The organism is Micromonospora sp. LOL_021 (genome assembly GCF_048060215.1).
Classification (GTDB): Bacteria; Actinomycetota; Actinomycetes; order Mycobacteriales; family Micromonosporaceae; genus Micromonospora_E.
Genome location: NZ_JBHMIN010000020.1, coordinates 1 through 26,105, shown reverse-complemented (window position 1 = coordinate 26,105; position 26,105 = coordinate 1). Strand labels below are relative to the sequence as shown.

Genomic DNA, 26,105 nt, shown 5'->3' with positions numbered 1-26,105 from the left:
TCACCGATGTCCCTCGCTGAAAATCTCGCCGCCCGGGTCCGGGCGGCCACCGACGACCTGCCGGTGGGCCAGCTCGCGGTCGCGGTGCAGCGGCTGCGCGCCGCGACCGAGCTGCTCATCTGGGTCCGCCAGGAGTCGGCGGACCCGCTGGCGGTGCCGCAGCTCACCGGCGCGACCGAACACGCGGAGCAGGCCGGCCACGCGATGCGGGTGGCTGCGCAGTCAGTGGACGACTACCTGGCGGCGATCGGCTTCGGCGCCGGCCCGGCGCCGGGCGGCGACGGCGGGTGGCGGGCCGCGCTGGACGGCGACCGGGAGCCGACGGCGGCACCGGGCGGCACCGGGCGGGCGGGCGCGACCGCCGCGCCCGAGCTCGGCAACTGGTGGGCTGCCCGGGTCGCGGAGTTGACCGACCAGGAGTCCGGGGTCGGGCCAGGTCCGGGCGCCGCGATCGCCCCGCCCGGACCGGACGCCGCCACCGACACCGCCGAGCTGCTGCGCAGGGTCGCGACGGCGGTCCGCCGGGAGGACCGGGGCGGACTGCACCGCGACCTCGCCGCGGTGGCCGCGCCGACCGGGCTGAATCTCGCCGCGGTCACCCCACCGCTGCTGCACCGCCTCGCCGGGGACCTGCTGGACCACGAGCCGCAGGCCGAGGACCTGCGTCAGCTCGACTCCGCCACCACCCGACGGGTACGCGAGCTGCTCCCCGGCATGCCGGATCCGGTGCTGCAGACCCTGCTCGCCCGGATCTGCCGGGTGCCGGCCGACGAGCGGCGCGACGACGGGCACCGGGCCGACGGTGACCCGGTGGGGCAGTCCCCGGCTCCGCCGCACCCGGCCGACTCGGCGGTCGTCGGCGCGGTACTCACCGGCGTACTGCTGCGGCTGCTCGACCGCGAGCCGCAGACGCTACGCCCGGAGCAGCCCCGACCACTGCGGGGGCGCGATGCCTGACGCGCGGGCCGAGCTGGTAGCCGCGGTCCGCCGGGCGCTCGGTCATGCCCGGGCGGCGGCCCGCAGCCGACTCGACGACGTCGAACAGGACCTCGCCGCGGCGGAACAGCAGCTCAAACGGGTACGCCGGGCAGCCGAGCAGGTGCCGCACCGAGCCGCGGTGCACCGCGACCGCCGGCTCGCCGACCTCACCGAGCAGTACCGCGACCAGATAGCGGTGACCACCCGGCGAGCCGTCGCGGCGGTGGACCAGGCGGCACCGGGCGCCGCCGCCGCCGACTGGGCCCGGTGGCATCCTGCTCCGGCGACCCGCGCCGAAGCGCCAGGAGCTGCCCGGATCGGCCTGACCGGGCTGGCCGGAGGTCCTGCCGTACCCGCGCTCGTCGCGGTCCTGGACCACGGCCACGTGGCGCTGGACGGCGCCGACCGAGCGGGGTGTGACGCCGTGCTGTCCGCGCTGCTGCTGCGGATCCTCGGCCGTACCGCGCCCGGCACCGTCCGGCTGACCGGCTACGACCCGGAACAGCTCGGTGGCGGCCTCGCCGGTTTCGCCCCGCTGGCCGGACCCGGCCTGCTCACCTTCGCCGGCCCCGGTGGGCTGAGCCGGCACCTGGACGAACTGGTCGACCACATCCGCCGGATCAACGAGACGGTGCTGGCCGGAGAGTTCCGATCGCTGAGCGAACTGGCCACGGCCACCGGCCGACGGCCCGAGCCGTGGCGGATCGCCGTCCTGCTCGGCGGGCCCGGCGAGGAGCTGTCCCGGCACGAACGGGCTCAGCTGGACCGGATCACCCGCGCCGGCGCCGCTTGCGGCGTCCATCTGATCGTCCGCAGTGTCGGGCTCAGCGCCGCGCCCACGGTGACCACCGTGTCGGTCTCCGGCGGCACGGCCCGAGTCAGCGGCTATCCGCAGCTACCCGTGCGGATCGACCCGCCACCGCCGGACGAGCTGGTCACCCGTACCTGCCGGGAGATCGCCGCCGCGGTCGCCGCCGGCCCGGTCCCGGCGGTATTCAGCGATCTGCTGCCCGAACAGGAATGGACCGAGGACGCCACCGCCGGGCTGACCGCGCCGGTCGGCGACAGCCCACAGGGTCGGCCTGTTACGGTGACGCTGAGCGACTATCCGCCGCACGCGCTGATCGGTGGGCCATCCGGCACCGGTAAGACCAACCTGATCTACGCCTGGATCGGCGCTCTGGCCGCCCGCTACTCCCCGACCGAGCTGGAGTTCTACCTGCTTGACTTCAAGGAGGGGGTGTCCTTTGCCCGGTTCGCGCCGGGCCGACGGGACCCCAGCTTCCTGCCGCATGTCCGGTTGGTCGGGGTGAACGTCAACACCGACCGGGAGTTCGGCCTGGCGATGCTGCACTTCCTCGGTGCGCAACTGCGGCAGCGGGCCGACGCCGCCAAACGCCACGAGGTGACGAAGCTGGCGGAGCTGCGCGCCGAGGACCCGCAGGGCAGGTGGCCGCGCATCGTGGCGGTGATCGACGAGTTCCAGGTGCTGCTCGCCGGCAACGACGCGCTGTCCACTGAGGCCGCGACCTTGCTGGAGGACCTGGCCCGGCGGGGCCGGTCACAGGGCATCCATCTGATCCTGGCGTCCCAGGACGTCTCCGGTATCCAGGCGCTGTGGGGGCGTACCGCACTGATCGCCCAGTTCGCACTACGGATCGCGCTGCCGAAGGCGCGCCGCGTCCTGCCGGAGACCAACACCGCAGCGGAGTCACTGCCCCGCCATCACGCCGTGGTCAACGCCGAGTCCGGGGCGATGGAGGCCAACCAGGTCGTCCGGGTTCCGCCGGCCAGCGACCGGGACACCTGGCAGGAGCTGCAACACCGGCTGTGGCGACGGCGGTCCGCCGACCTGCCCACGCCGCGGCTGTTCGACGGCGACGTGGTGCCCCGGCTGGCCGAGGCACCGGACTACCAGGCGCTGGTCGCCGACAGCGACGGACCGCGCGTACCGGTGGCGTTGCTCGGCGAGACGATCGACGTGCTGGCCCGCTCCGCCCGGCTCGGCCTGGCCCGAGCGCCCGGACGCAATCTCGCGGTACTGGGGACCCGGGTGGACGAGGCGTGCGCCCTGCTCGACGCCGCTGCCCGGTCGCTGGCCCGGCAGTACCCGCCCGGGGCGGCGCGGTTCGATATCGCCTGTCTCGACCCGGACGCGGATGCGGCCGCCCACCGGCTACACGCGGCGTTGCCGGCCGGTACCGGCCTGTATGACCTGGACACCGTCGGTGGGCTGCTCGCGGACACCGCCGACCGGCTCTCCGGTGACGTGCTGGACGGCCCGGTCCGCCCGCACTTCCTGATGCTGTACGCGGTCGACGCCGCCGCAGGACGGCTGGCGGCGAAGTTCGCTGGCCGCTCCGGCCTGGACCGGCTCCGCCGGGTGCTGCACCTCGGGCCGGAGCGGCACACCCACGTGCTGGGCTGGTGGCGCGGGGTGGCCCGGATGCGCGACGACCTTGGCGGGGTCGGCTCACGGACCGACCAGATTGGCGCCTGGGTGGCGTTGGACGTGCACGGCTCCGACCTCGGACCGCCGCTGTACCCCCGGGCCGGCGGGCCGGCCTGGTATCCCCGGCCGTGGCGGGCGCTGTTCTTCGACCGGACGGTGCACCGCAGCGCTGAGGTCATCATCCCGTACGGGCTGACCTGATGGACGCCTCCTACCCCGAGCTGATGCGCCGACTCGCCGAACTCGCCGCCGCGCTGCAGAACCGCCGGGACGAAGCCCAGCAGTGGTACGCGCAACGGTGCGACGGTGCCCAGGCCGCGGTGGCCGAGGTGGAGGCCGACCTGGCGGAGCTGCACCAGCTCCACGAGCAGGCGAGCCGCGAGTTGGCGGACGTCGACCGGGCGGCCGCCGGCATCTGGACCGAGGTCGGCGACCGGTTCGGTCCGCTGGCCGGGCGGCTCGGTGGCCTTCCGGCACCGCTGCCGCCGCCCCCCGGTACCGCCGTCGACGACGATCCGGGCCACTGGCTCGCGGCCGCCCGTGCCCTGGTCGAGCGGTCCAACGACGTGGGTCCCCTGCCCCGAGCGACGTATCCGGTGCTGGCGCTGTTCGGCACCGCCGGTGCCGCCGCCGCGTTCGGGCTGTCCACCGCCGCGCGGTGGGCAGGCCAGCGCTACGGCGGCGACCTGGCGGTCGGGATGCCAGTGATCGCGCTCGTCGTCACCCTGGTCGGTCCGCTGCTCGGGCTGGTTCCGGCGAAGGCGCTGGCCGACCGCCGGCACGCGGTGCTCGATCTGCGTACCGTGTCGATCGTCCTGGTCGCCGGCCTGGCGGCGACCGCCGCCCTGCTGACCGGGCTGGGCTGACCCGCCCGGCCGTGGATCAGCCGGCGGAACGACGCCCGGCTCCGGTGGATCAGCCGGCGATCACGACCGCTTCGCGCAGTAGACGGCGGGCCAGCACGAGTTGGTCGGCCGGTGTGTCCACCCCCGGCAGGTCACCGACCCGGACACCGGCGGTGTCCAGCACCGCCCGCAGGGCCGGAACGCACCCAGCCGGAAAACTCACCGTACGGTCGAAGATCTGCAGGGTGACCCGGTCGTCCGACTGCGAGGTGAGCCGCCAGCGCAACCCGGGTCGGCGGCGGATGACGTCGTCGACGGTCAGCGTCCGGATCCGGTCCGCCTGCTGCAGTGGGGGCAGCGGGGCCGGGCGGACCGCCGACCAGGCCCGGCGGCGCATCCGCTCCGCGACCTGGTCCGGCTCGACGGAGGCCAACCAGTCACGCAGCACCGCCACTGTCGCGGTCAGCTCGGAGGTGATCCCGGCCGGGCCGCCCGGGTCGGCGCCGAACGGCAGCGACGTGCGCAGCCGGGGCTCGGTGACGGCGAGCTCGAGCAGCGCCTCGACCAGCGAGTAGCGGGTGAACGCGCGGACCCCGACGGTGAGGTGGATCGAGCTCTCTTGCTGCGCGGTGGCGCTATGCAGCCAGCCTCGGGGCAGGTAGAGGGCGTCACCGGGGCTGAGTACGACGTCCAGCGCCGGTGCGGCCTCGGACCGGGCCGCCACCTCGTCGGCCCGGCCCGACCAGGTCTGCTGGGGCAGCGGATCGATCAGTACCGGTTCGTGCACCCGCCACCGCTTGCTGCCCTCGGTCTGCAGGACGAACACGTCGTGGGTGTCGTAGTGGGTGGCGAATCCACGGCTGCCGGCCGGTGTGAGGTAGGCGTTCGCCTGCAACGGCTGGCCCAGCGTGGTGGACAACTCGCCGACGAACGAGATGATCGGTGGCCAGAGCCGGTGCAGGCCCTGCAGGACCAGGGTGGCGCCGTCCGCGTACAGGCCCAACACCCGCTCGTCGAGCACCTGGTCGTCGATCTCGGCACCGGCGCCGGCGCCGGCGGTGTAAGTCGGTTCCGCGAACACCTCGCCGTCGCGGGCCACCCGGAGGAACGGGGTACGCAGGCCGTGCTGGCTCAGCAGCCGGTCGGCTGCGGGGCGGTCGAGCAGGTCGGTGAATCCGGCGGGGCCGGCCAGGTCGGCGGCGCGGGACAGTAGCGGTTCACGCCCCCAGTAGACATCCGCGAAGGTCGCCGGATCCACGGCAACGCACCGGGCCAACGCCGCCGGGCGGCGGGACGCGTCCGCACCGCCCGGCGAGCCCGGTGACGTGGCGATCTGCGGCCGGTCGGAAAGTCCGGGACCGCCGGTGCCGGCACCGCGTGACGCGGTGGGCAGCTGGGTCAACGCCGGTTCGCCCCACCGTCGGCGCCACCGTCACGGCCGGCCGGATTCGCCCCACCGTCGGCCAGGCCCTCCTGCGCCTTCGGACCGGCACCACCGTCGGCGCCACCGTCACGCCCAGCCGGATTCGCCCCACCATCAGCGGGGCCGTGGCCCGCTGCTGGCCCGGTGCTACGGATGTCGTCGTCGTCGAGTGTCATGGCTGCCCCCCTGCGGGTCGGTCGACACGCGCCGGTTTCCCGCCGGCACGGTCCTGCCTGCGAGTGGTACCCGGGGCGGATCGTCACTAACCTCGCATGCATGCGGACCGGCTGAGGATCACAGCTCCTGGTACGGCGCGCAGCTGTCCCGTACGACCAGCTCGGTGGCGAGCTCAACCCGCGGCGTCTCCAGCGGTTCCCCCTGCGCCAGACGCAGCACCGTCCGCGCCGCCAGCAGCCCCATCTCGGCCAGCGGCTGGCGCACCGTGGTCAGCGGCGGCGACGACCACTGCACCTCGGGTAGGTCGTCGAAGCCGACCACGCTGACGTCGTCCGGGACGCGCAGGCCGCGTTGCCGCAGGGCTTCGTAGGCGCCGAGGGCCATCTGATCGCTGGACGCGAAGATCGCACTGGGTGGCTCGTCGAGGTCGAACAACGCGGCCGCGCCAGCGAAGCCGGACTCATGGTAGAAGTCGCCGGGGGCAACGTACTCGGGGCGCAGCGGGATTTCGGCCGCCTCCAGCGCGGCCCGGTACCCGTCGAGCCGGGCCCGGCTGCACAGCAGCCGGGGCGGACCGGCGATGAAGCCGATCCTGCGGTGTCCCAGGGAGATGAGGTGTTCCGTCGCCCGCAGTCCGCCGGCCCAGTTGGTCGCCCCGATGGTGGGGATGTCCAGGCTCGGAACGCCGGCCGGGTCGACCAGCACCATCGGTACGTTGAGCCGCCGCAACTCGGTGTGCAACGGCGGAGCAAGTTCGCTGGTGACCAGGATGACACCGTCGGTGGCCCGGGTACGCAGGTTCTGCAGCCACTGCCGGGTCGACGCGGACCGGCGGTGGATGGCGGAGACGACGGTACCGACCCCGGCGGCGTGCGCGACATCCTCCACGCCGCGGATTATCTCCACGGCCCACGGGCTGTCCAGGTCGTTGAAGACCAGGTCGATCAGGCTGGCACCGGCGCGGGACCGGGTCGCCCGCCGTCGGTAGCCGTGCCGACGTAGCAGCTCCTCGACCCGTTCACGGGTCTGCGGGGCGACGTCGTTGCGACCGTTGAGCACCCGTGACACGGTCGGCACGGAGACACCGGCCTCCTGGGCGATCGCGGTGATCGTGATCCTGCGTCCTTCATCGACCGTCACGGCAGCAGCTCCTTCGTCGAGGCTTCAGCGTACGGCCGAACCTTCCGCCAGCCGGTCCGGCTCCGTACGCCGAGTCCGGGCCTATCTTGCCGCAGTTGGAAAACGCTTGGCATCGACCCGGCCGGCAGTGTGTCGCCGAGGCCGGCGACCGGGTCGACCACGCCACCGGCCGGAACTTTCCGGCACGTACGGGCGGCGGTAGCCCAATCGGCAGCCGGACGGGGCACTTCCGGCCCCACGATCCGGGAGCATACCCGGGCACTGCCAGCAAACTGTGGGCCGGCGGATCTCGACGGAGCCGCAAGTTTCCGGAAACATGTCGGAAAACAGGCGCGACGGTCCGGCGACGCCGGGACCGGACTGGTGCGGCGACGATCGACAGGAGACTGCCGGTGAGCGGCAAGGACCATGCCCTGGACGAGGCCCCCGACCGGTCGGCGCCGTGGCGCGATCCCACCCTACCGGTGGAGGAACGGGTGTTCGACCTGCTCAGTCGGATGTCGCTGACGGAGAAGATCGCGCAGCTGTACAGCTACTGGCGGGGCGCCAATGCCTCGATCGACGACATGGCACCGCTGCAGCATGACCTGGTCGACGAGTCGGTCGACTGGGCCGACCTGCTGCACACCGGCCTGGGGCAGTTGACCCGACCGTTCGGCACCGCAGCGGTGACTCCGACCGACGGCGCCCGCGCGCTGCTCCGGCTGCAGGCCGAGATCGTCGCCGGCAACCGATTCGGTATTCCCGCGCTGATCCACGAAGAGTGCCTGACCGGGTTCATGACGTGGGGCGCCACCGTGTACCCGACCCCACTGGCCTGGGGTGCCAGCTTCGACCCCGACCTGGTGGCGCAGATGGCCGGACGGATCGGGCAGGACATGCGGTCGGTCGGGGTGCACCAGGGACTCGCCCCGGTGCTCGACGTGGCCAGAGACCCCCGCTGGGGTCGCACCGAGGAGACCATCGGCGAGGATCCGTACCTGGTCGCCACGATCGGCACCGCATACGTACGCGGGCTGGAATCGGCCGGGGTGGTCGCCACCCTCAAGCACTTCGCCGGTTACTCGGCCTCCCGGGCGGGGCGCAACTTCGGACCGGTGTCGGTCGGCCCGCGAGAGTTCGCCGACGTCCTGCTCCCACCGTTCGAGATGGCCGTCCGCGACGGTGGCGCCCGGTCGGTGATGCACTCGTACGCGGAGGTGGACGGCGTCCCGGCGGCGGCAGACGGCGGTCTGCTCACCGATCTGCTCCGTGGCCGCTGGGGGTTCACCGGCACCGTGGTCGCGGACTACTTCGGCGTGTCGTTCCTGGAACTGCTGCACGGGGTGGCCGACGGTCCCATCACCGCCGCCGCCCTGGCGCTCAACGCCGGGGTCGACGTCGAACTGCCGGCGGTACGGTGCTACGGTCCCCCGCTCGTCGAGGCGGTCCGGCAGGGCGCCGTACCGGAGTCGGTGGTCGACCGGGCCGTCACCCGCGTCCTGCGGCAGAAGTGTGAGCTGGGGTTGCTCGACCCGGGCTGGGATCCGGTGCCACCGGCACTGGCCGGCGCGGACCGCACGAGCGAGGCGGGCGGACCGTCCGCTGGGCCTGGGATCGACCTGGACCCGCCGGCGAACCGGGACCTTGCCCGGCGGCTGGCCGAGGAATCGGTGGTGCTGCTGGCCAACGACGCCGTCCTCCCATTGCCCGAGCGGGGCCGCATCGCGGTGGTCGGACCGCTGGCCGACTCGGTCACCGGGCTGTTGGGCTGCTACACGTTCCCCAGCCACGTCGGTACCGTTGCGGCCGACGCCGGGGACCAACTCCCGATGGGGACCGTCCTGGCCGCGCTGCGGGCCGAACTGCCCGCGGCGGCCATCGAGCACGTCGTCACCGGCCCGGTGGACGGGCAGGACACTCCGGGCATCGTGGTGGCCGCGGACGCCGCAGCGCGGGCCGACGTCTGTGTCGCGGTGGTCGGGGACCGAGCCGGGCTGTTCGGCGCCGGGACCTCCGGCGAGGGCTGCGACGCCACCGACCTGGAACTGCCCGGACGGCAGGATGAGTTGATCGAGGCGTTGGTCGCCACCGGCACTCCGGTGGTGCTGGTACTGCTGACCGGACGTCCGTACGCGCTCGGCCGGTACGCCGACCGGCTGGCTGGGGTGGTGCAGGCGTTCTTCCCCGGCGCCGAGGGGGGCGGTGCGGTCGCCGGTGTGCTCAGCGGCCGGGTCTGCCCGTCCGGCAGGTTGCCGATCGGGGTTCCCCGGCTGGCCGGCGGCCAGCCGACCAGCTACCTCAGCCCGCTGCTGGGACACCGGACCGAGGTGAGCAACGTGGATCCCGGTCCGCTGTACCCGTTCGGCCACGGCTTGTCGTACACCTCGTTCGAGTGGTCGACGCCGCTGGTCGACGGGGTCGAGCACGGCCGGGGTGCGACCCCGGCGCAGATCGGCACCGACGGCACGCTGCGGATCCGGCTGCGGGTACGCAACACCGGTCACCGGGCGGGCAGCGAGATCGTCCAGCTTTACCTGCACGACCCGGTGGCGCAGGTCACCCGACCGGTGATCCGGCTGGTCGGGTACGCCCGGGTGCCGTTGCAGGCTGGCCAGGCGCGCTGGGTCGAGTTCGACTTCCCCGCCGACCTGTCGTGTTTCACCGGGCGGGACGGGCGGCGGGTCGTCGAGCCCGGCGACCTGGAGTTGCGGCTGGCCGCGTCGAGCGTTGACGTCCGCCACCGGGTCGCGGTCCGGCTGGTCGGCCCCCAGCGGCAGGTCGACCACCGACGCCGGCTGGCCACCGAGGTGACCGTGCGGTGACGGGGGCCGCGGCCCGCGATGGCGCGGGCAGCGGCGTCAGTCGCCCAACAGGTCGCGCAGTTCGACCGGTACGGTGGCCAGCACGTCGTCCCACTCGCCGGAGCTGACGTGCCGTCGCAGCACCCGGCTGACCGTCCGGATCACCTGTTCGGCCCCGCCCTCGACGTCGAACGGGAAGTCCCGTCGTACCCGGGCGACGAACTCGGCACGGTCCAGCTTCGCCGGCGCCGAGGTGGCGTCCCAGCCCTCGTAGTACAGCCCGCGGACCAGCAGCGGCAGTTGCGCCGCGAGCTGCACCGCCTCGGCCAGGGGTAGCCGGTCGCGCAATGTGTGCAGTACGGCGGCGAGCGCCGAGTAGGACTGCTGGCGGCGCTGGGCCGGCCAACCGAGTTCGTGCTCGATCTCGCTGAGCAACCGGTTGGTCTTGTCCACCGTGGCGTCAATGGCAGTCAACTGGGCAGTCGTCATCTCGTGCTCCCTCGTCGGTTCGTGGTGCCGGTGACCCGGGGGGTGCTCGTGGTCCGGGCGGCCATGGTCAGGCCGCCCGCCGTTCACGGGACTGCTTGCAGGTGACGCAGGTGGTGGCCGAGGGATAGATCTCCAGCCGCTCCACCGGAATGGCCGCGGCGCAGCCCTCGCAACGCCCGTAGTCGCCGGCGGCGAGTCGGGCCAAGGCATGCTCGAACTGGGTGCGACGCTCCAGGATGGTACGGATCAACGACTGGGCCGCGTCCCGCTCGGCGGTCTTCGTGCCGCTGTCGGCCTGGTCGTCGCCGGCGGTGTCGCCCCCTTCGACCAGCCGCAGCACCTGGCTCTGCGTCATCGCCTGCTCGTACTCAGCCGTCAGTTCCTGGTACCGGCTGGTCAGCGCGGTACGGATCCGATCACTGTCGATGGTTCCCGGTACGCCGAGACCCGGTCGCCGGTTCACGTCATGCGTCAGCATGCGCCCATCCCCCTTCAAATCGAGTACGGCGAGCCACGACCGGCTCGGACTCCGGCGCCGGGTCGCCGCGAAGATCCGCCACTTACCCGTCGCCGACGGCCGGCAAACCCCGGCCGCCCCCTGGCCAGCCACGCGCCTTCGGGTCTCGCCGGCGCCGACCGGTGGTCGCCGGCGGGGTTGTCGCCACAGGGTGGTCAGCCGGTGGTGTCGATGGTGATCCGGACATCGTCGGCGAGCCGGTAGCCGACGCCGTACACGGTGGTGATCAGGGGCGAGTTGCCCACCTTGCCGCGGAGCCGGCGGATGTGCACGTCCACGGTACGCACCCCGGTGTGCTCGTAGCCCCACACCGCGGCGAGCAGCTGCAGCCGGGTGAAGACCCGGCGAGGGTTCTCCACCAGGTGCAGCAGCAGATCGAACTCGAGTCGGGTCAACAGCAGCGGCTCGCCGTCCAACAGAACGGTCCGCGAGGCAACCATGACGTGCAGTGCCGGCACGGCGACCGTGGCGGTCCGCCTTGACCGGGTAGCGGGCTCGGTGAACATTTCGCCGGCCGCCGCCGGACCCGGCTCGTCGCGGCCGGCGACGATCTGGTCGAGCACCGCGCCGGGCTGTGCACGGGCCGCGTCGACCGCCGGCATCTCCACCGTCGCCTCACCTCGTTCCACCAGCTCCCGGGCGGCCTCCAACAACTGGCGGGCGGACGACGACAGCGCCTCCTCGCCGGCGGTGAGCGGAATCGACACGGTGACGGTCACGGTCGCCATCGCCGGGCCGGTCCCCCGCCGAGGCGCGGCGGGCGGACGGGCCGCACCAGACGGTGGCAAACCGGACCAGCCGGCGCGCGGCGAGGCAGGGCTGACCGACATGGTCCTCCTAGACAGTTCCGGCCGGGAGCGTGCATCCCCGGCCGCCGGCTGGTGTCCGTACGCAACGGCAGCCGGGTGGGACGCGGCAGCCGGCACGGACACAGGGGACGACCCGGTGTGCCGGCGGCTGCGCACGAACCGATGCTGCCGTTCACACGCTCCCGGGTCAATACCGGACTGCGTTGCAGGAATGTGATGATTGACAAGCGCACCGTAATCGATTGCTCGCTCTGGATACCCGACCTCGGTGCTATTGGCGAACCGGCAGGATGATCACATGCGCGCCATCGTCGCCGGGTTCGCCGCGATCTGGTCGGTCACCCTGATCGGGTACCTGATCGGCCGCTTCGAGCTGCTCGGCCCGGACGGCACCGCCGTCCTGGCCCGGCTGGCATTCTTCATCGCGACACCGGCGCTGTTGTTCACCACCCTGGCCGACACGTCCCCGACCGAGGTGTTCACCCCCGCGTTCCTCGCCTACCTGGCGAGCACCGTGATAGTGGCGGCCGGCTACCTGGCACTCGCCGGTTGGCTGTGGCACCGGCCGGCCGGCGACGTCACCATCGGCGCGCTCGGTGCGTCCTATGTGAACGCAGCCAACCTCGGCATCCCGGTAGCGGCGTACGTGCTCGACGACGTCTCGGTCGTCGCGCCGGTGCTGCTGTTCCAGGTACTCGTCGCGGCACCGGTGGCCTTCGCCGTCCTGGACCTCACCGCCGGCGACCGCCGCCCGTCCGTCCGTCGGCTGCTGTCCCTGCCGGCCCGCAACCCGATCATGATCGCCTCGGCGGCGGGTCTGGCGTTGGCGGTCAGCCGGTGGCAGCCACCCGCCGAGCTGCTGCGGCCCTTCGAGCTGCTCGGTGCGGCCGCCGTACCGCTTGCTCTGCTGGCCCTCGGAATGTCCCTGCCCGGAAGCCGGCCGCTGGCGGCCGACCCGCAGGCCCGGGAACGCTACACCGCTGTCGCCCTCAAGGTGCTCGGCCAGCCGGCGGTGGCCTATCTGATCGCCCGACACGGTCTCGGCCTCAGCGGGACCGCGTTGCTCGCCGCGGTGGTCACCGCCGCGCTACCGACGGCGCAGAACGTCTTCATCTTCGCCACCCGGTACCAGCGCGGTCAACGCCTCGCCCGGGACTCGGTGGTGCTCTCCACGGTCGCCACCGCCGTCACCCTGCTGCTGATCGCCGCCGTACTCGGCTGACGTCCCCCAGCGGGCGCGGACCTGGCCGGCGTACCCCGACGACTGACGCTCACCGGCGGCGAGTGCCGCCGTGAACACGACAGGATCATCCGGGTCGCCGGTGAGTGCCGCTCGCGCTGTCGCGTCCGGCGTCAGGAACACGAGGGCGGCGGGACAACCGCCGGCGGAATGGTCCCGCCAGGCCGCCGCCTCGACCTCCGCCGGCCCGCCGTCGGCCAGAACCACCAACGTGGCCGCGCCGGCCGCCAGATCCGGGTTGCTCATTGACCGGGCCGCGCCGCTGATGTACCGGCGGCCGTCCACCGCCACCGGCCCGGTCACCCCCGGCAGCGCGCAACTGGCCGCGACCGCGCGTGGCAGGGCGATCCCGGCCGTCGAGTCCCACGCCACCAGCTGACCGCTGTCCGCGTCGACCGCGGTGACCAGCAGCCGGGGCGCGCTGGGCCAGCGGTGGTCCCGCAACAGGTCCGCCGTGGCGCAGACAGCGGCGTCCGACGGGTCGGCGGCGAGTGCCAGCCGACCGAGCTGCACCCGGGCCTGCGACGACGTGGCACCGCTGGCGTGCAGGCTCCGGCGGGTCTCGTCAACCAGTTCGTAGTCGGTCTGCCGGGCCGCCACCGGCCAGGTCCCGGCCCGCCGCACGGTCCGCACGGCGGCGGCAGGGCCAGCGTCGCCATAGACCAGCGCCGCCACCAAGGCACCGGTCGACGTCCCCACCACCAGATCCGGGGTGCGCAGTCCGGCGCTGGCCCGGTCGAGTCCCACGAGCATCCCCAACTGCCAGCCGGCCCAGCCGTCCCCGCCAGCACCGAACACCACCGCTCGTCCCGTCACCGCCACCTCCGACGCGTCGACCTCGACGACGGGACCGCCGTTGTGTCCAACCACTCCAGTCCTGCCGGCGGCACCGCCATCGAGCGCAACGCGCCGAAGCTGAACGTCCGGCGACTCATGAATGAACATCCGACCAACTACTCAGGGTTGGTCAGGCGCGGTGGGCGGTCGGACCGCGGTCCGACCGCCCACCGGCCGCGCCGGTGCGGTGTCACCAGCTGAGGTACCAGGGCTGGGTCTGCACGTTCAGCTCCGGGAACCGGACCAGCTTGGCGCTCGCCGTCCGCCAGTCCTTGAGGTCCAGCACGTCCAGGCCCTTCTGGATGTCGCTGGAGTAGATGTAGCCGTTGTAGTAGTACGTCGACCACGGTCCGCCGGTGACCATCCGGGTGTCCGAGACCGGTCCCCGCTCCCAGTAGGCGATCTCCTGCGGCCTGGCCGAGTTGGTGAAGTCCCAGACCGAGATCCCGCCCTGGTACCAGGCCTGGACCATGATGTCGCGGCCCAGCACCGGGATCAGTGAACCGTTGTGCGCCACGCAGTTCTCGGTCGACCCGTTGGTCCGGGGGATCTTGAAGTAGCTGCGGAAGACCAGCGTCCGCGCGTCACCCGTACCGGTGATGTCGTAGATCGCGTTCGCCCCCCGCTCGGGGCCGATGGTCGGGTTGCAGGTCGCCGCCCCACCGCCGCCGAGTTCGTCGGTGAAGACCACCTTGGTGCCCGAGTTGTTGAACGTCGCCGAGTGCCAGAAGGCGAAGTTGGTGGTGTCTCGGACCTGGTGGACGACCCGGGGCGCTTCCCGGTCGGAGATGTCCAGCAGCACGCCGTCGCCCATGCAGGCGCCGGCCGCGAGATCCTTCTGCGGGTACGCGGTGATGTCGTGGCAGCCGCTGGTGGTGGAACTGCCGTTGCCGCCCGGGTTGCCGCCGTCCGGGAAGATCGCCGGAGTCGCCACGACGGCCGCGTCGGTCGGCTTCTTCACCGGCACCTTGACGATCGAGATCAGGTCGTGCGGTGGCTGGCAGTCCGGGAAGTTCGTCGACGGGCTGTACGACGAGACGTAGAGGTAGACGAAGTTGCGGCTCTTCGCCGGCACCAGGGTGTGGGTGTGCGAGCCGCAGTTCGTCTCGACGGACTTGACATACCGGGGGTTCCTCTTGTCCCGAATGTCGAAGATCTTGATGCCCTCCCAGGACTCCTTCACCGACGCGGACTGGGAGGTGCTGGCGCAGGAGTCGTCACTGCGCGACGAGTCTGTCGACAGGAACAGCAGGTCACCGTGGACCGACACGTCGTTCTGCCCACCCGGGCAGACCACCTGCGACACCAGCCGCGGCCGCCGTGGGTTGGCGATGTCGTAGATCACGAAGCCGTTGTAGTTGCCGACGAAGGCGTACCTGCCTTGGAAGGCGAGGTCCGAGTTCAACGAGGACTCGGTGTCGAACGGCGCGGGCTTGGGCAGGCTGGCGATCTGACGCAGGTTCCGACTGCTGTCGATCTCGTCAACGCCGAGTCCGGGGTCGTCGGTGCCCGCCGCCGACGCCTGGGCCAGGCACAACTCGACCGCCAGCGCTTCGGTGGCGTCGGTGCAGTCGACGTCGAACGGGGTCCCTGCATGACTCGGTGTCGCCAACGCGGTGCTGCCGAACAGGACGGCGATCGCCGCCACTGCCACGGTCCGCAGCTGCCGCGGCCCTCGTGGGGAACGTCTGATCATGTGCGGCACCCTTCGAAAGGGATTGATGATGCTGCGACGATACCGCCGAGTTCCCGACATCGATGTGACAGTAATCACATCGATACATGGAGTTAGCCGGATACCATCGCGACCGTCCACCTCGGGAGGCCCGATGTCCCGACTGTCACTCGGCCGGCACCGGCGGCTACTGGCACTCGCCCTGATCCCGGCCGTGGTCGTCGTCGCGGTGGTCCTGCTGCGGACCACCGGGACGACCTCGGCCACGACCGCCACCGGCGACGCAGCGACCGAGTCGGCGGGAACGTCCACCGGCACCGACGGGACCGCCAACGCACCGCCGGTAATCCTTCCCGGCCGGCCCGGCGAGCCGGCCGAGCTGCGTCCCGGCACGGACGTGACCATCGATCCACCGCAGTACAACGCGCTGGACACCTGGTACGTCCAGATGATGATCCCGCACCACACCCAGGCCGTGCAGATGGCAGCGCTCGCCGCCGACCGCAGTGCCGACCCAGGGGTACGGGCGTTCGCCGACCGCATCCAGGCAGGGCAGGCCGCCGAGATCGCCGTACTCCGGCAGTGGCTGCAGGACCGGCGGTTGCCGGCCGGTGAACACGACCACGGCACGATGCCCGGGATGCAGACCGAGCAGGCCGTCCGGGAACTGGCGGCCGCCCGGGGAGCCGAGTTCGACCGGCTCTTCGTGGCGATGATGACCGACCACCACCAAGGCGCCGTCGAAATGTCCGACCGGGTGCTCACCGGCGGCAGCGACGTGACCATCGAGGAACTCGCCACCTCGATCGCGGCCGAGCAGGCAGTCGAGATCAACCGGATGCGGGACCTGCTGGACAGCTGAACCGGTGCCCACCGGGTCCCGCGCCACCCGGTGGCGCGGGACCGGCCGCAGTGCAGCGAGCTAGCGGCCGGCCAGCGCGTCCAACCCATCCGACCGGCGGCCGCGCTCGTCGGCGGCCGCTACCTCCCCGAGCTGGCGCAACAGAGCCGTACCGTGGCGCAGCCCCGCTATGCCCACGCCGAGACCGACCAGCTCCACGATCAACAACGGGACGCCGGCCAACGACGTCGGACCGGAGGTACGGATCAGGCCGGCGAGCAGAAACAGCCCGCCCATCGCCGTACTGATCAGGTTGAACCGGACCAGCGAGGAGCGGACCGGACCGGGCGGCTCGTCCCAGAGATCGACCAGACCCACCGCCACGGTCAAGGCCATCGCGGCCAGCCCGGCGACCAACGTCCAGTAGCCGACCTCACCGAACAGGTCGGGTGCCCCGGCCACCACCGAGATGTCGAACAGGGCCGCACAGACGAAGAGTCCGAACGGCAGGGTCACCAGCATCGGCTGGATCGGCTGGCCGGGCACACGGAGTCGCGCCTGCATCGCCCTCACGCCCTTCCACTGTTCACACCGGTCGCACCGCCGGTGCTACCCGAGTATCTCCCGCCGCGAACCCACCCGCCATCACCGCTGCTGGCTGTCCACCCGCAGCACCGACGCCACCAGCCGCTCGGCGACCTGCGGCAACGGCATCGCGGTCGCCTCGGCCGCTTCGCGCAGCACCGCGAGCGCCTCCCCGGCCGGGCACCGCCGCTGGGTCATCACAATGCCGATCGCCGGGCCGATCACGTCGCCGTACTCCGGCCGACCGCCGTCGGGCCCGCCCGGCGTCGTGTCGCGACGCCGGTCCCGGACCGCTGCGAGGAGCAGTCCGGCGTGCTCGGCGAGGAGCAGTGCGGTCAACTGCTCGCCGGCACCGAGCGTTCCGTCCCGGTCCGCGTACAGGTTGATCGCACCGATCGCCTCGTCGTCGACGTCCACCGGCGCGCAGAGCACGGAACGGATCCCCCGGTCGACCGCCGCCCGGCTCCACTGCTGCCAGCGCGGCGAGTCGGCACGCGGAGCGGCCAGCACGATCTCGCGGTCCCGGATCGCGGTCATCGCCGGCCCGTCAGAGGCGTACTGAAGCTCATCCAGATCCTTGACCAGTGGATCGGACGCCGCCACCGAGGCAGGCCGGCCGGCCCGGAGAAAACAGACGCTCGCGTACGTCACCCCGGGCAGCGCGGATCGGGTGGTGCGGGCGAGCTGCTCCACCGCCTGGTCGAAATCGGTGCACCGGATCATGCCGGCGGTCAACTCCCGCAGCAGGGCGGCGGTCTCCAGTACGGCCAGCCGGCTGTCCGCCGGATCGGCCCGGGTCAACGTGATCGCACCCTGGCCGCGCTCAGCGGCGGCCGCTGCCACTGAGCCGGCGGCCAACGGACGAGATCAGCCGGTCCAGTTCGGAGCCGAACGGGTTGTCGTGCACCAGGTAGGTCCAGGTCGCGCTGGGCCGTACCAGTTGGGCCTCGTCGGGCTGCCAGTCCTCGTCGAACTCGGTCTGTTCGAAAGTTGCGACGGTGCGGGCCTCGATCTCCGGAACCAGCTGGTTGAAGGCGGGCACGGCCGCCCGGTGGAACTCGTCGAGTGGATCGAGACGGCCGAGTGCCCGCAAATGCACACCCTCACGCACCTCGGACAGTTCGGCGAGGTGTTCGGTCCAGAGCCGGTCCAGGTGGTAGAGGGCGATCGAACGGGCGGCCCGCGACAGCAGGTCCTCGTCCATCTCGGCGCACCGCTGTGGAAACCGGTCCATCAGCATCAGCGCGGCGACCTCGGTGGTCAGCAGCCGCTCACGCCGCTCAGCGAGCGCCTTACGCTGCTGTTCGATCACCACGCTGTAGCGCCAGGTGTTGCGGTGGATCTCGTAGTCGACACCCTCGGCGATCCGCTGGGCGTGTTCGATGGCGAAGTCCACCTGCTCGTCCTGGACGATGCCGTCGGGCGTCATCCGGGGCGAGGGTGGGATCGCGTCCGGGGCGTGCCGGACGACCAGGTCGTCCTCCAGGCTGACGAAGAACACCGAACCACCCGGGTCGCCCTGGCGGCCGGCCCGGCCGCGCAACTGGTTGTCCACCCGCCGACTGTCGTGCCGACCGCTGCCGATCACGTACAGCCCACCCAGCTCGGCGACCTGGTCCCGGTCGGACTGGTCGCTGCCGCCGAGGCGGATGTCCACGCCGCGCCCGGCCATCTGGGTGGAGACCGTCACCGCCCCCAGCGCACCGGCTTCGGCGATGATCGCGGCTTCCTCGTCGTCGTTCTTGGCGTTCAGCACCACGCAGGGCACCCCGGCCTCGCCCAGCGACGCCGCCAGGCTCTCCGACTCCTTGACGTCGAGGGTGCCGATCAGCACCGGACGCCCGGTGGCGTGGGCCGAGCTGATCTCGGCGACCAGCGCCTCGTCCTTCTCGGCGCGGGTGGCATAGATCCGGTCCGGCTCGTCGGTCCGTACGCACGGGGTGTGTGGCGGGATCACCGCCACCTCCAGCTTGAAGAACTCGCGGAGCTGGTCGCCGACGAGGACCGCCGTCGCGGTCATCCCGCACAGAGTGCGGTACGCCGCGACGAACGCCTGCACGGTGATGGTGCCGAGCACCTCACCCTCGGCCGTGGCGTTCAGGCCCTCCTTGGCCTCGACCGCCGCCTGCAGCCCGTCCGGCCATCGGCGGCGCTGCGCCACCCGGCCGCGCATCTCGTCCACCAGCTCCACGGCGCCGTCGCGGACGATGTAGTCGACATCGCGGTGCAGCAACGCGTGGGCGTGCAGGGCGACGTGGATCGCGGACAGCTGCCCGACGTTGTCGTCGGCGTACAGGTCGACGCCGTCCAGCTTGGCCTCGACCGCGGCCAGCCCGGTGGAGGTGAACGCGACGCTGCGGCCGTCGTCGGCGACCTCGTAGTCCCGGCCGGCGCGCAGCCCGCGTACCAGCGCGGCGGCGGTGTGCACCGGGTCCTGCTCACCGACGACCGCGCCGGCCAGCACCATCGGCACCCGGGCCTCGTCGATGAGGATCGAGTCGGCCTCATCGACGATCGCCGTGGACAGCGGTGGCTGGACCCGGTCGGCGATGTCGGTGACCAGCTGGTCACGCAGGAAGTCGAAGCCGGCCTCGCTCACCGACACGTAGGTGACGTCCCGCTGGTACGCGGTCCGCCGCTGCTCGGGGCTGCTGCTCTCGGTGACCCAGCCGACGGTCAGCCCGAGCAACTCGTAGACCGGCGCCATCCACTCGGCGTCGCGGCGGGCGAGGTAGTCGTTGACCGTCAGCACGTGCACCGGGCCGTTGCCCCGCCGCACGTGCCCGTAGGCGGCGATCGTGGCGGTCAGGGTCTTGCCCTCACCGGTGGCCATCTCCGCGACCTTGCCGGCCAGCAAGGACATCGCGCCGAGCAGTTGCTCGTCGAACGGCCGCTCGCCGATCGCCCGCCGGGCGGCCTCCCGACCGACCGCGCAGAGGTCGACGAACTCGTTGGCCCGGCCGGCCTCGGCGGTCAACTCGGCGTCGTCGAGTGCCCGCAGGTCGTCCTCCCGGCCGGCGATGTCGGGGAGCAGTTTCGCCAACGGAGCGAGGTCGACCGTGCTGCCCGGCCGCTGGAGGAAACGCCGGAACCGACTCTTCAGACGCTGCGACACACCCATGACCGTCAACGCTACGCGACGCGTCCGGCTCGCGGTGCCCCACCCGCCCCACGACGCTCAGCCGTGGCGGCCGAACCCCGATCGGACGACGCATACCGCCGGCCGGTCGGGGTAGCCAGCAGCTGATCGAGCGTCGTCACGGGGGTGGATCATGGGGTACGCGCGAACGGCCGTCGCTCCCACGGTTGCGGACTGGACCGCCCGTCGCACCGGGACGGCGGGCCGGTGGACGCCCTGGGAACTGGCCATGGCCAAGGCCAGGACCGGCCGGCGGGTGAGCGTCGTACTGCCGGCCCGCAACGAGGAGGCCACCGTCGGCGCCATCGTCGAGTCGATCGTCGGGAACCTGGTGGACCGGGTGCCGCTGGTCGACGACGTGGTGGTGGTCGACTCCCGGTCCGACGACGGCACGGCGGCCGTGGCCGCCGCCGCCGGCGCCCGGGTCGTCGGCCAGGACGAGATGACCCGGGGGCTGCCGCGACTGGAGGGCAAGGGTGACGCGCTCTGGGCCGGGCTGGCCGCCACCGACGGGGACCTGATCGCCTTCGTCGACGCCGACCTGCGGGAGTTCCAGCCAGCCTTCGTGACCGGGCTGCTCGGCCCGCTGCTCACCGAAGAGTCGGTCAGCTTCGTCAAGGGCTTCTACCACCGGCCGCTGGTGCGGTCGAGTGACGTCGAGGCGGACGCCGGTGGCCGGGTCACGGAGATCATGGCCCGACCGCTGTTCAACCTCTTCTGGCCGGACCTGTCGGGATTCGTCCAGCCGTTGGCCGGCGAGTACGCCGGCCGACGTGATGTGCTGGAACAGATCCCGTTCGTCTCCGGCTACGGGGTGGAGACCGCGATGCTGATCGACCTGCTCGACGTCTGCGGGCTGGACTCCCTGGCCCAGGTCGACCTCGGCGAGCGGCGGCACCGGCACCAGAGCACCGAGGCATTGGGACGGATGTCCGCCCAGATCCTGTTGACCGCCTGGTCGCGGCTTCACCGAAAGGGCTGGGTGATCTCGGAGCGTCCGCCCGGCGGCCTGCTCACCCAGTTCCGGCGTGGCGAGGCCGAGGCACTGAGCAACCTGGAACGCGAGATCGTCGTCAGCGACGTGTCCGTCCAGGAACGGCCCCCGTTGGGCCAGCACCGGCGGGCGCTGGCGACCGCAGCAACCGGCTGACGCCGCGACCCCGGGCCGTACCGTCGTCGACCGGCTACTTGCTTCCCGCACTCGGCTTGGTGGCGTGGAACACGATCAGACCGACCACCAACCCGACCAGCGCGATGGCACCGGAGTTCGACGTGTCCTCCCCGGCCCCGGAGATGCCGAAGGCGAACGTGCCCGCGCCCGCGACGATTGCCGCCACCAGGCGGTTTCCACGTTGCTTCACGATCGGCACGCTATCGGCGTCGGTGCCGCCACCGGCGCCAGCCGGCACCGGTTCCCCCGATCGAGGTAGCGGGCGGGACGGCTCAGGCCACGGCGAACAGCGGTGCCAGGCCGGCCACGGTCAGGCTGCGTCGCACGTAGGGCTGGGGCCGGACGAACCGTAGCCGGACCGACGCCCGGCGGGCGGCCTCGTGACTGGCCAGCAACGCGGCGATGCCGGCGGCGTCAACGAAGCCGACGCCGTCCAGGTCGACCAGGACCTCGGCGTCGGTGCCAGCGTCCCGGACCGCGTCGATCAGTCCGGCGCGGACTCGTTCGGCTGCCTCCCGGTCGAGTTCGCCGGTCAGGCCGATCTCAGTCCGGCCGTCGACGCGCCGTACGGAGACAGTCAGCGCGGCGTCGGTCGGCTCCGGCTGGGCGATCCCGGACTCCCACCGGGGCGGGGCGTCGGTCAGCATCGCCTGGCGCAGCCAGGTCAGGGTCCGGGACAGCAGCCGGGAGACATGCATCTGGGAGATGCCGAATTCGGCGGCGATGTCCGACTGGGTGTAGTTGCCGTAGAAGCGCATGGCGAGGATCCTGCGTTCCCGGGCCGGCAGCCGGTAGAGCAGCCCGCTGACCGTGAGCCGGTCGTCGACGGACTCCAGGTCGGCGTCGAGCGCGCCGAACATGTCGCCCAGCTCGGCGGGTCCGTCGTCACCGACCGGCCCGTTCAGTGACGCGGGTGTGTAGCCGGCGGCGGATTCCAGGGCCGCAAGGATGTCCTCTTCGGAGGTGTCCAGCCGCTCGGCGAGTTCGGCGACGGTCGGTGAGCGGGACAGCTCGCTGGTCAGCACCGCGGTCGCCTGGCTCACCTCGATGGTGAGATCCTGCAGCCGGCGGGGCACGTGCACGCCCCAGGTCCGGTCCCGGAAGTGGCGTTTGATCTCTCCGGTGATGGTCACCGCCGCGTAGGCGGTGAATGAGCCGCGGTCCGGGTCGTAGCGATCCACCGCCTTGACCAGCCCGAGCCGGGCGACCTGCTCGAGATCCTCCAGCGGCTCGCCACGACCGCGGTAGCGCCGGGCCAGCCGACCGGCGAACGGCAGGGCCAGTTGGACAAGCTCCTCCCGCAGGTCGCGGCGCCGGCTCTCGGCCTGGTCGGCGAATCGGGCCGCATAGGACAGAGCTGCTCCGTCGAGGTCCTCCAGCGCGTGTTCCGAACGAGTTATCGTACGCTTTTGTCCGGACATTTCGCCCCTCCCCGGTGATCCGGCCCTGAGCTCCGCATTCCGGCACATTGTTCAGGTGGTCAGTCCGCCCCAGCACCGGACGGGACACCCTCACTAAGCCGGACCCTACTGGCAGTGACGACGCCACCCGATCCGAATGCCATGAAAATTCCACGCCGAGGACGGCGTCCGACGCACCGGCGGTGCGCTCACCTGGTGACCGGATCGGAATACCGCAGCACGGCGCCGACCCCGCCGGCCAGATCCGCGTCACCGGGCCCGACCAGCACCAGATCGGCGTCGGTGGCCGCCAGCGCGCGCAGCAGCGCCGCGTCGGCGCGGACCTCGCAGGGCTCGTCCACCGCCATGACGGCCAGGTCGGCCGGATCCAGGGCGATCTGGGTCGGCTCCGGCCCGATCCAGACCCGCTGGGTCGAGGAGGGATCGTCGACCAGCAGCAGCGTGTCGACCTGAGCCCGCTGCAGCGCGTCGACCACGGCGGGCAGACCATCGCCCCGACCCTGTTGCGCGCCGTAGCGGTCAAGTGCCCGGTCGGTGTGCTCGGCGGCTACCGCGGCGATGGCCTGGATGGTGGCCTCGGTCAACGGCTCGGGATCGGCACCCACCGCCCGCGACCCGGCATCGGTCTGCACCGTACGTGACTGCCAGCGCCTCGGTAGTTGGCCGACCAGAAGCTGGCGTGCGTCCGGGTCGCCGGCGACCACCAGCACCTCGGCTCCGATCTGGTCGGCCAGCGCCGCCGTCGCCGCGGCGCTGGCACCGGCGTTGCGCCGCCACGACACCTCGGCCGCCCGTTGGAACCGCGCCTGGGACCAGGCCCCCGGTTTGACCTTGCGGATCGGGTGGGCGGCCGGACCGTCGACTCCGGCCTGCCGGGGCAACCCGCCGGCGCTGACCGCGTCGATCTCGGCCCCGGTCCGACTGACCAGTACCCGCAGCCAGCTGATCTCCTCACCCCGCTGGGCGACCAGCGGCATCGCGTGCGGCAGCGGGCCGACCGTGGCGAGGTCACGCGGGGGCGGTGCCGGCAAGTAGTTGTGCAGCACCACGTCGCCGCTGGCGGCGCTGAGCGCGAGGCCGTACTCACCGGTACGGGGCACATGCCGGGTCACCGCCGCGCCGAGCGCCGCGACCGTCGCCGGATCGGCGCCCTGCTGGTCCAGCTGATCACGCAGCGCCCGCCAACGCAGTTCGAGCGCGTCCACCGCGTCCTCGGTGTCGTGTGAGGCGTCCAGGTAAACCGACGCCCACGGTCCGGGCCGGGCGTAGATCGGCCGCAGGAAGGACAGATCCATGACGTACCCCCTCCTCTCTCCGCCGGCATACCCGGACAGCTCGACTAATCACCTCAAATCAACCACCACCTCCCCCATGAACCCATTCATTCACGGTATTCACTCCACCACCTCGATACAATGTGTGAACAAACGCAAACATCGGGTGGTGATGGATGGATCCCGAACTTTTCCCCGAGCGAGCCGTCCACCGGCCCGGGCCGATCATCACCGGGCACGTGGTCCGACTGGTCGGCGGCTACTCCCGGCCGATCAAAGTCGGTCAGCCCGTCCTGATCGGGGTCCTTGCGGCGGCCGGGGTGATCCGAGCGCTCGGGGCGGCACTCGCCTCGGTCCGCCTGGCCGGAAGCGGCTCCACCGCCGCTCGCCGCAAGTGGAAGGAGCTGCGCAACGGGCCTGAGTTCCTGGTGACCCCCCTGCACATCCGGGACACCGCAGGGGTGCTATGCGAGATGGAGATCCACGGACATGTGCCGCAGAGCGCCCTCGACCCAGCCGACCACGTGCAGGTGACGGTACGCCGGCAGAAGGACCCCGAGCTGCCGCCCCGGGTGGAACGCATCGTCAACCTCACCACCGGCCAGTTCCTCACCCCCCGGACTCCGACCGTCTGGTCGCACCTCGGTCCGGCGCTGCTGTTCCAGGCGATCCTCGGGCTCTTCTTCCTGGTCGCACTCGCCGGACTGGTCGTCGTTCTGGCCTGACCCTTCCGGCCACTACCCGGAGATCACTTCGGTTCCGTCCTCCGTCTGACGGAGGAACCCCGACAGCGAGGTACTTCGTGAGACGGAGACAACCGCCCCCCGACGGGGTGAGGGTGACCAGCGTCGGGTGAGGGATCATGGGACGATGACGCGCCAAGGGTGCCGACAGGCCCGGTCGTGACCGACTTACTGATCTCCGTGGCCTTCGCTGTCGCCTCGGCTGGCGCGTACGCCCTCGGTGCCGTGGTCCAGGAACGGCTCGCCGTCCGACTCGGGGCCCAGACCCCCTGGCGGGCGATCGTCCGGGCGCTGCTACGGGCCCGGCGCTGGTGGCTGTCGGTGGCGCTGAACGCCGCCGGCGCGCTGCTACACGTGGCGGCACTCGCGTACGGCCCGCTGTCGGTGGTGCAGCCGCTCGGCGTCCTGACGCTCGTGCTGGCCCTGCCGATCGGCGCCGCGTTCACCGCCCGGCGGGTCGCCGCCCGGCAGTGGGTCGGTGCCGCGGCGACCGTGCTCGGTCTGCTCCTGCTGCTCACCCTCACAGTGCCGGGCAGCGGCGACGGGATGACCGCAGCGGACGGCACCGTCCTGATCGTGGCCAGCGCCGTGGTGCTCACCGCGATGATCGCCGGCACCGCGGCGCTGCGGCGCCCGGTGGCCCGGAGCCTGCTGTACGCCACCGGTGCCGGCGTCGCGTTCGCCGTCGCATCCGCGCTGACCCACGCGGTGACCCGCGAGTACGCCGAGCGTGGAGCGGCGGCCCTGATCGGCCCGACCGTGCCGGCCGTCGCCGCGATGGCCATCGCCGGGGTGCTGCTGTCACAGCTCGCCTACCGCGGCGGTGGCCTCGGCGCGCCGCTGGCCACGGTCACCCTGGCCAACCCGGTCGCGTCGGCGGTGATCGGGGTGGCCCTGTTCGGGGAACGCTTCGCCGACGGACCACTCGCGATGGTGCTGCTGGTGTGCGCCTGCGTAACCGCCGGGATCGGAATCCTGCTGCTGGCGCCGCCGGCGGCGGTGACCGACACCACCGACCCGGTGGACCCGGTCCCCGACCGGCCGCGTCCGCTGGCGCTCTGCCGCCGCTGACCGCCGGCCGGCCGGGCATCAGAGGCACCGGCGACCCGGGTCGAGTGTCTTCGGTCACGTCCGGTATCTACGGGATGCGGATCCGGTCCGGATGTCGTTTCCTTGAGTACGGCGGCACCACGCACTGCAGCGCGGCAGCCCGCCCGCCACCGGCCGTCGGCCACCTCTGCTCACCCGCGCCGCGGCCATCGGCCACCGCTCGACCTCGTCGCGCAGCACCAGATCACCGCCGCAGCGCCCTCTCATCGCCTGTCCTGCCGGCGCCGGCGCACCCGCACCTGTTCGAATGAATGGAGAAAATCGCGATGCCCCTGCGGGTCGGCGACCAGTTCGCCAACGCACTGGTCACTCAGGACGGCCTGTGCCGTCCGGTCCCGACGTCCCGACCGCACCCCCCGCTGCCGGCCGGCGGTGACGCCGCCGACGGACGCCGCCGGATTCTGATGCTGTCCTGGGAGTACCCGCCGGTGCTGGTGGGCGGACTGGGCCGGCACG

At 72.2% G+C, this 26,105-nt stretch carries 22 protein-coding genes and 2 pseudogenes; 10 read left to right on the top strand and 14 right to left on the bottom strand.

What is annotated here, in order from left to right:
- Window positions 1–6: 6 nt before the first annotated feature.
- Genes ACFHWT_RS15205 through ACFHWT_RS15195 form a run of 3 tightly spaced genes read left to right on the top strand, consistent with a single transcriptional unit; the run spans window position 7 to window position 4,296 of the window.
- Window positions 7–957 (top strand): hypothetical protein, encoded by a 951-nt coding sequence (locus ACFHWT_RS15205; RefSeq protein WP_416595253.1) that lies wholly within the window; start codon window positions 7–9, stop codon window positions 955–957.
- On the top strand, window positions 950–3,631 hold the full coding sequence (locus ACFHWT_RS15200; protein ID WP_416595252.1) for an FtsK/SpoIIIE domain-containing protein: 2,682 nt from the start codon (window positions 950–952) through the stop codon (window positions 3,629–3,631). Before ACFHWT_RS15205 ends, ACFHWT_RS15200 begins: the two co-directional genes overlap by 8 nt.
- Window positions 3,631–4,296, top strand: coding sequence for a hypothetical protein (locus ACFHWT_RS15195; protein WP_416595250.1), 666 nt, complete (start codon window positions 3,631–3,633; stop codon window positions 4,294–4,296). The genes ACFHWT_RS15200 and ACFHWT_RS15195 overlap by 1 nt, the downstream gene beginning before the upstream one ends.
- 49 nt (window positions 4,297–4,345) lie before the next feature.
- On the opposite strand, the gene ACFHWT_RS15190 is transcribed toward ACFHWT_RS15195, so the two are convergent.
- The 3 genes from ACFHWT_RS15190 to ACFHWT_RS15180 form a co-directional block, all read right to left on the bottom strand.
- Window positions 4,346–5,668 carry a cupin domain-containing protein gene (locus tag ACFHWT_RS15190; protein WP_416595317.1) on the bottom strand — a complete coding sequence of 441 codons (1,323 nt, stop codon included), beginning with the start codon at window positions 5,666–5,668 and terminating at the stop codon, window positions 4,346–4,348.
- Window positions 5,669–5,673: 5 nt separating this feature from the next.
- On the bottom strand, window positions 5,674–5,874 hold the full coding sequence (locus tag ACFHWT_RS15185) for a hypothetical protein (protein WP_416595249.1): 201 nt from the start codon (window positions 5,872–5,874) through the stop codon (window positions 5,674–5,676).
- A 118-nt stretch (window positions 5,875–5,992) separates the two neighbouring features.
- A complete protein-coding gene (locus ACFHWT_RS15180; protein WP_416595248.1) occupies window positions 5,993–7,015 on the bottom strand; it encodes a LacI family DNA-binding transcriptional regulator in 1,023 nt (340 codons plus the stop codon).
- Window positions 7,016–7,407: 392 nt separating this feature from the next.
- On the opposite strand from ACFHWT_RS15180, the gene ACFHWT_RS15175 reads away from it, so the two are divergent.
- The gene (locus tag ACFHWT_RS15175) at window positions 7,408–9,819 is read left to right on the top strand and encodes a beta-glucosidase family protein (protein WP_416595247.1); all 2,412 of its coding nucleotides are present in this window, start codon (window positions 7,408–7,410) and stop codon (window positions 9,817–9,819) included.
- A gap of 36 nt (window positions 9,820–9,855) precedes the next feature.
- On the opposite strand, the gene ACFHWT_RS15170 is transcribed toward ACFHWT_RS15175, so the two are convergent.
- The 3 genes from ACFHWT_RS15170 to ACFHWT_RS15160 all read right to left on the bottom strand — a co-directional run bounded on the left by ACFHWT_RS15170 (window position 9,856) and on the right by ACFHWT_RS15160 (window position 11,634).
- Complete coding sequence (locus ACFHWT_RS15170) at window positions 9,856–10,287, bottom strand: DUF2267 domain-containing protein (RefSeq protein WP_416595246.1); 432 nt, start codon at window positions 10,285–10,287, stop codon at window positions 9,856–9,858.
- Window positions 10,288–10,354: 67 nt separating this feature from the next.
- Complete coding sequence (locus ACFHWT_RS15165; protein ID WP_416595245.1) at window positions 10,355–10,765, bottom strand: TraR/DksA family transcriptional regulator; 411 nt, start codon at window positions 10,763–10,765, stop codon at window positions 10,355–10,357.
- A gap of 194 nt (window positions 10,766–10,959) precedes the next feature.
- Window positions 10,960–11,634 (bottom strand): winged helix-turn-helix domain-containing protein, encoded by a 675-nt coding sequence (locus ACFHWT_RS15160; RefSeq protein ID WP_416595244.1) that lies wholly within the window; start codon window positions 11,632–11,634, stop codon window positions 10,960–10,962.
- Window positions 11,635–11,911: 277 nt separating this feature from the next.
- On the opposite strand from ACFHWT_RS15160, the gene ACFHWT_RS15155 reads away from it, so the two are divergent.
- Window positions 11,912–12,835 (top strand): AEC family transporter, encoded by a 924-nt coding sequence (locus ACFHWT_RS15155; RefSeq protein ID WP_416595243.1) that lies wholly within the window; start codon window positions 11,912–11,914, stop codon window positions 12,833–12,835.
- A 261-nt stretch (window positions 12,836–13,096) separates the two neighbouring features.
- Here ACFHWT_RS15155 and ACFHWT_RS15150 read toward each other — a convergent pair.
- Together ACFHWT_RS15150 and ACFHWT_RS15145 are read right to left on the bottom strand one after the other, a co-directional pair.
- Window positions 13,097–13,798, bottom strand: a pseudogene (locus ACFHWT_RS15150) (patatin-like phospholipase family protein); the annotation flags it as partial.
- 82 nt (window positions 13,799–13,880) lie between these two features.
- Window positions 13,881–15,386, bottom strand: a complete 1,506-nt coding sequence (locus ACFHWT_RS15145; protein ID WP_416595242.1) for an LVIVD repeat-containing protein — start codon at window positions 15,384–15,386, stop codon at window positions 13,881–13,883.
- Window positions 15,387–15,519: 133 nt separating this feature from the next.
- On the opposite strand from ACFHWT_RS15145, the gene ACFHWT_RS15140 reads away from it, so the two are divergent.
- Window positions 15,520–16,227 carry a DUF305 domain-containing protein gene (locus tag ACFHWT_RS15140; RefSeq protein ID WP_416595241.1) on the top strand — a complete coding sequence of 236 codons (708 nt, stop codon included), beginning with the start codon at window positions 15,520–15,522 and terminating at the stop codon, window positions 16,225–16,227.
- Between the two features lie 60 nt (window positions 16,228–16,287).
- Here ACFHWT_RS15140 and ACFHWT_RS15135 read toward each other — a convergent pair whose 3' ends face one another.
- From ACFHWT_RS15135 to secA2, 3 genes are all read right to left on the bottom strand, one after another.
- Window positions 16,288–16,770, bottom strand: coding sequence for a DUF2231 domain-containing protein (locus ACFHWT_RS15135; protein WP_416595316.1), 483 nt, complete (start codon window positions 16,768–16,770; stop codon window positions 16,288–16,290).
- Between the two features lie 81 nt (window positions 16,771–16,851).
- Entirely contained in the window at window positions 16,852–17,649 is a 798-nt protein-coding gene (locus ACFHWT_RS15130) for a GAF and ANTAR domain-containing protein (RefSeq protein ID WP_416595240.1), read from the bottom strand.
- Window positions 17,615–19,912 (bottom strand): accessory Sec system translocase SecA2, encoded by a 2,298-nt coding sequence (gene secA2 / locus ACFHWT_RS15125; protein WP_416595239.1) that lies wholly within the window; start codon window positions 19,910–19,912, stop codon window positions 17,615–17,617. Before secA2 ends, ACFHWT_RS15130 begins: the two co-directional genes overlap by 35 nt.
- A gap of 151 nt (window positions 19,913–20,063) precedes the next feature.
- Here secA2 and ACFHWT_RS15120 point away from each other — a divergent pair, with 151 nt between their 5' ends.
- Window positions 20,064–21,080: a glucosyl-3-phosphoglycerate synthase gene (locus ACFHWT_RS15120; protein WP_416595238.1), complete on the top strand. Its 1,017-nt coding sequence runs from the start codon at window positions 20,064–20,066 to the stop codon at window positions 21,078–21,080.
- A gap of 34 nt (window positions 21,081–21,114) precedes the next feature.
- Here ACFHWT_RS15120 and ACFHWT_RS15115 read toward each other — a convergent pair whose 3' ends face one another.
- The 3 genes from ACFHWT_RS15115 to ACFHWT_RS15105 all read right to left on the bottom strand — a co-directional run bounded on the left by ACFHWT_RS15115 (window position 21,115) and on the right by ACFHWT_RS15105 (window position 23,817).
- Entirely contained in the window at window positions 21,115–21,291 is a 177-nt protein-coding gene (locus tag ACFHWT_RS15115; RefSeq protein ID WP_416595237.1) for a hypothetical protein, read from the bottom strand.
- 82 nt (window positions 21,292–21,373) lie between these two features.
- The gene (locus ACFHWT_RS15110; RefSeq protein ID WP_416595236.1) at window positions 21,374–22,522 is read right to left on the bottom strand and encodes a SigB/SigF/SigG family RNA polymerase sigma factor; all 1,149 of its coding nucleotides are present in this window, start codon (window positions 22,520–22,522) and stop codon (window positions 21,374–21,376) included.
- Window positions 22,523–22,710: 188 nt separating this feature from the next.
- Window positions 22,711–23,817 (bottom strand): Vms1/Ankzf1 family peptidyl-tRNA hydrolase, encoded by a 1,107-nt coding sequence (locus tag ACFHWT_RS15105; RefSeq protein WP_416595235.1) that lies wholly within the window; start codon window positions 23,815–23,817, stop codon window positions 22,711–22,713.
- 155 nt (window positions 23,818–23,972) lie between these two features.
- Here ACFHWT_RS15105 and ACFHWT_RS15100 point away from each other — a divergent pair, with 155 nt between their 5' ends.
- The 3 genes and pseudogenes from ACFHWT_RS15100 to ACFHWT_RS15090 form a co-directional block, all read left to right on the top strand.
- Window positions 23,973–24,521 carry a hypothetical protein gene (locus ACFHWT_RS15100; protein ID WP_416595234.1) on the top strand — a complete coding sequence of 183 codons (549 nt, stop codon included), beginning with the start codon at window positions 23,973–23,975 and terminating at the stop codon, window positions 24,519–24,521.
- Between the two features lie 177 nt (window positions 24,522–24,698).
- On the top strand, window positions 24,699–25,610 hold the full coding sequence (locus tag ACFHWT_RS15095; protein WP_416595233.1) for a DMT family transporter: 912 nt from the start codon (window positions 24,699–24,701) through the stop codon (window positions 25,608–25,610).
- A 305-nt stretch (window positions 25,611–25,915) separates the two neighbouring features.
- A pseudogene (locus ACFHWT_RS15090) lies at window positions 25,916–26,105 on the top strand (glycosyltransferase family 1 protein); the annotation flags it as partial.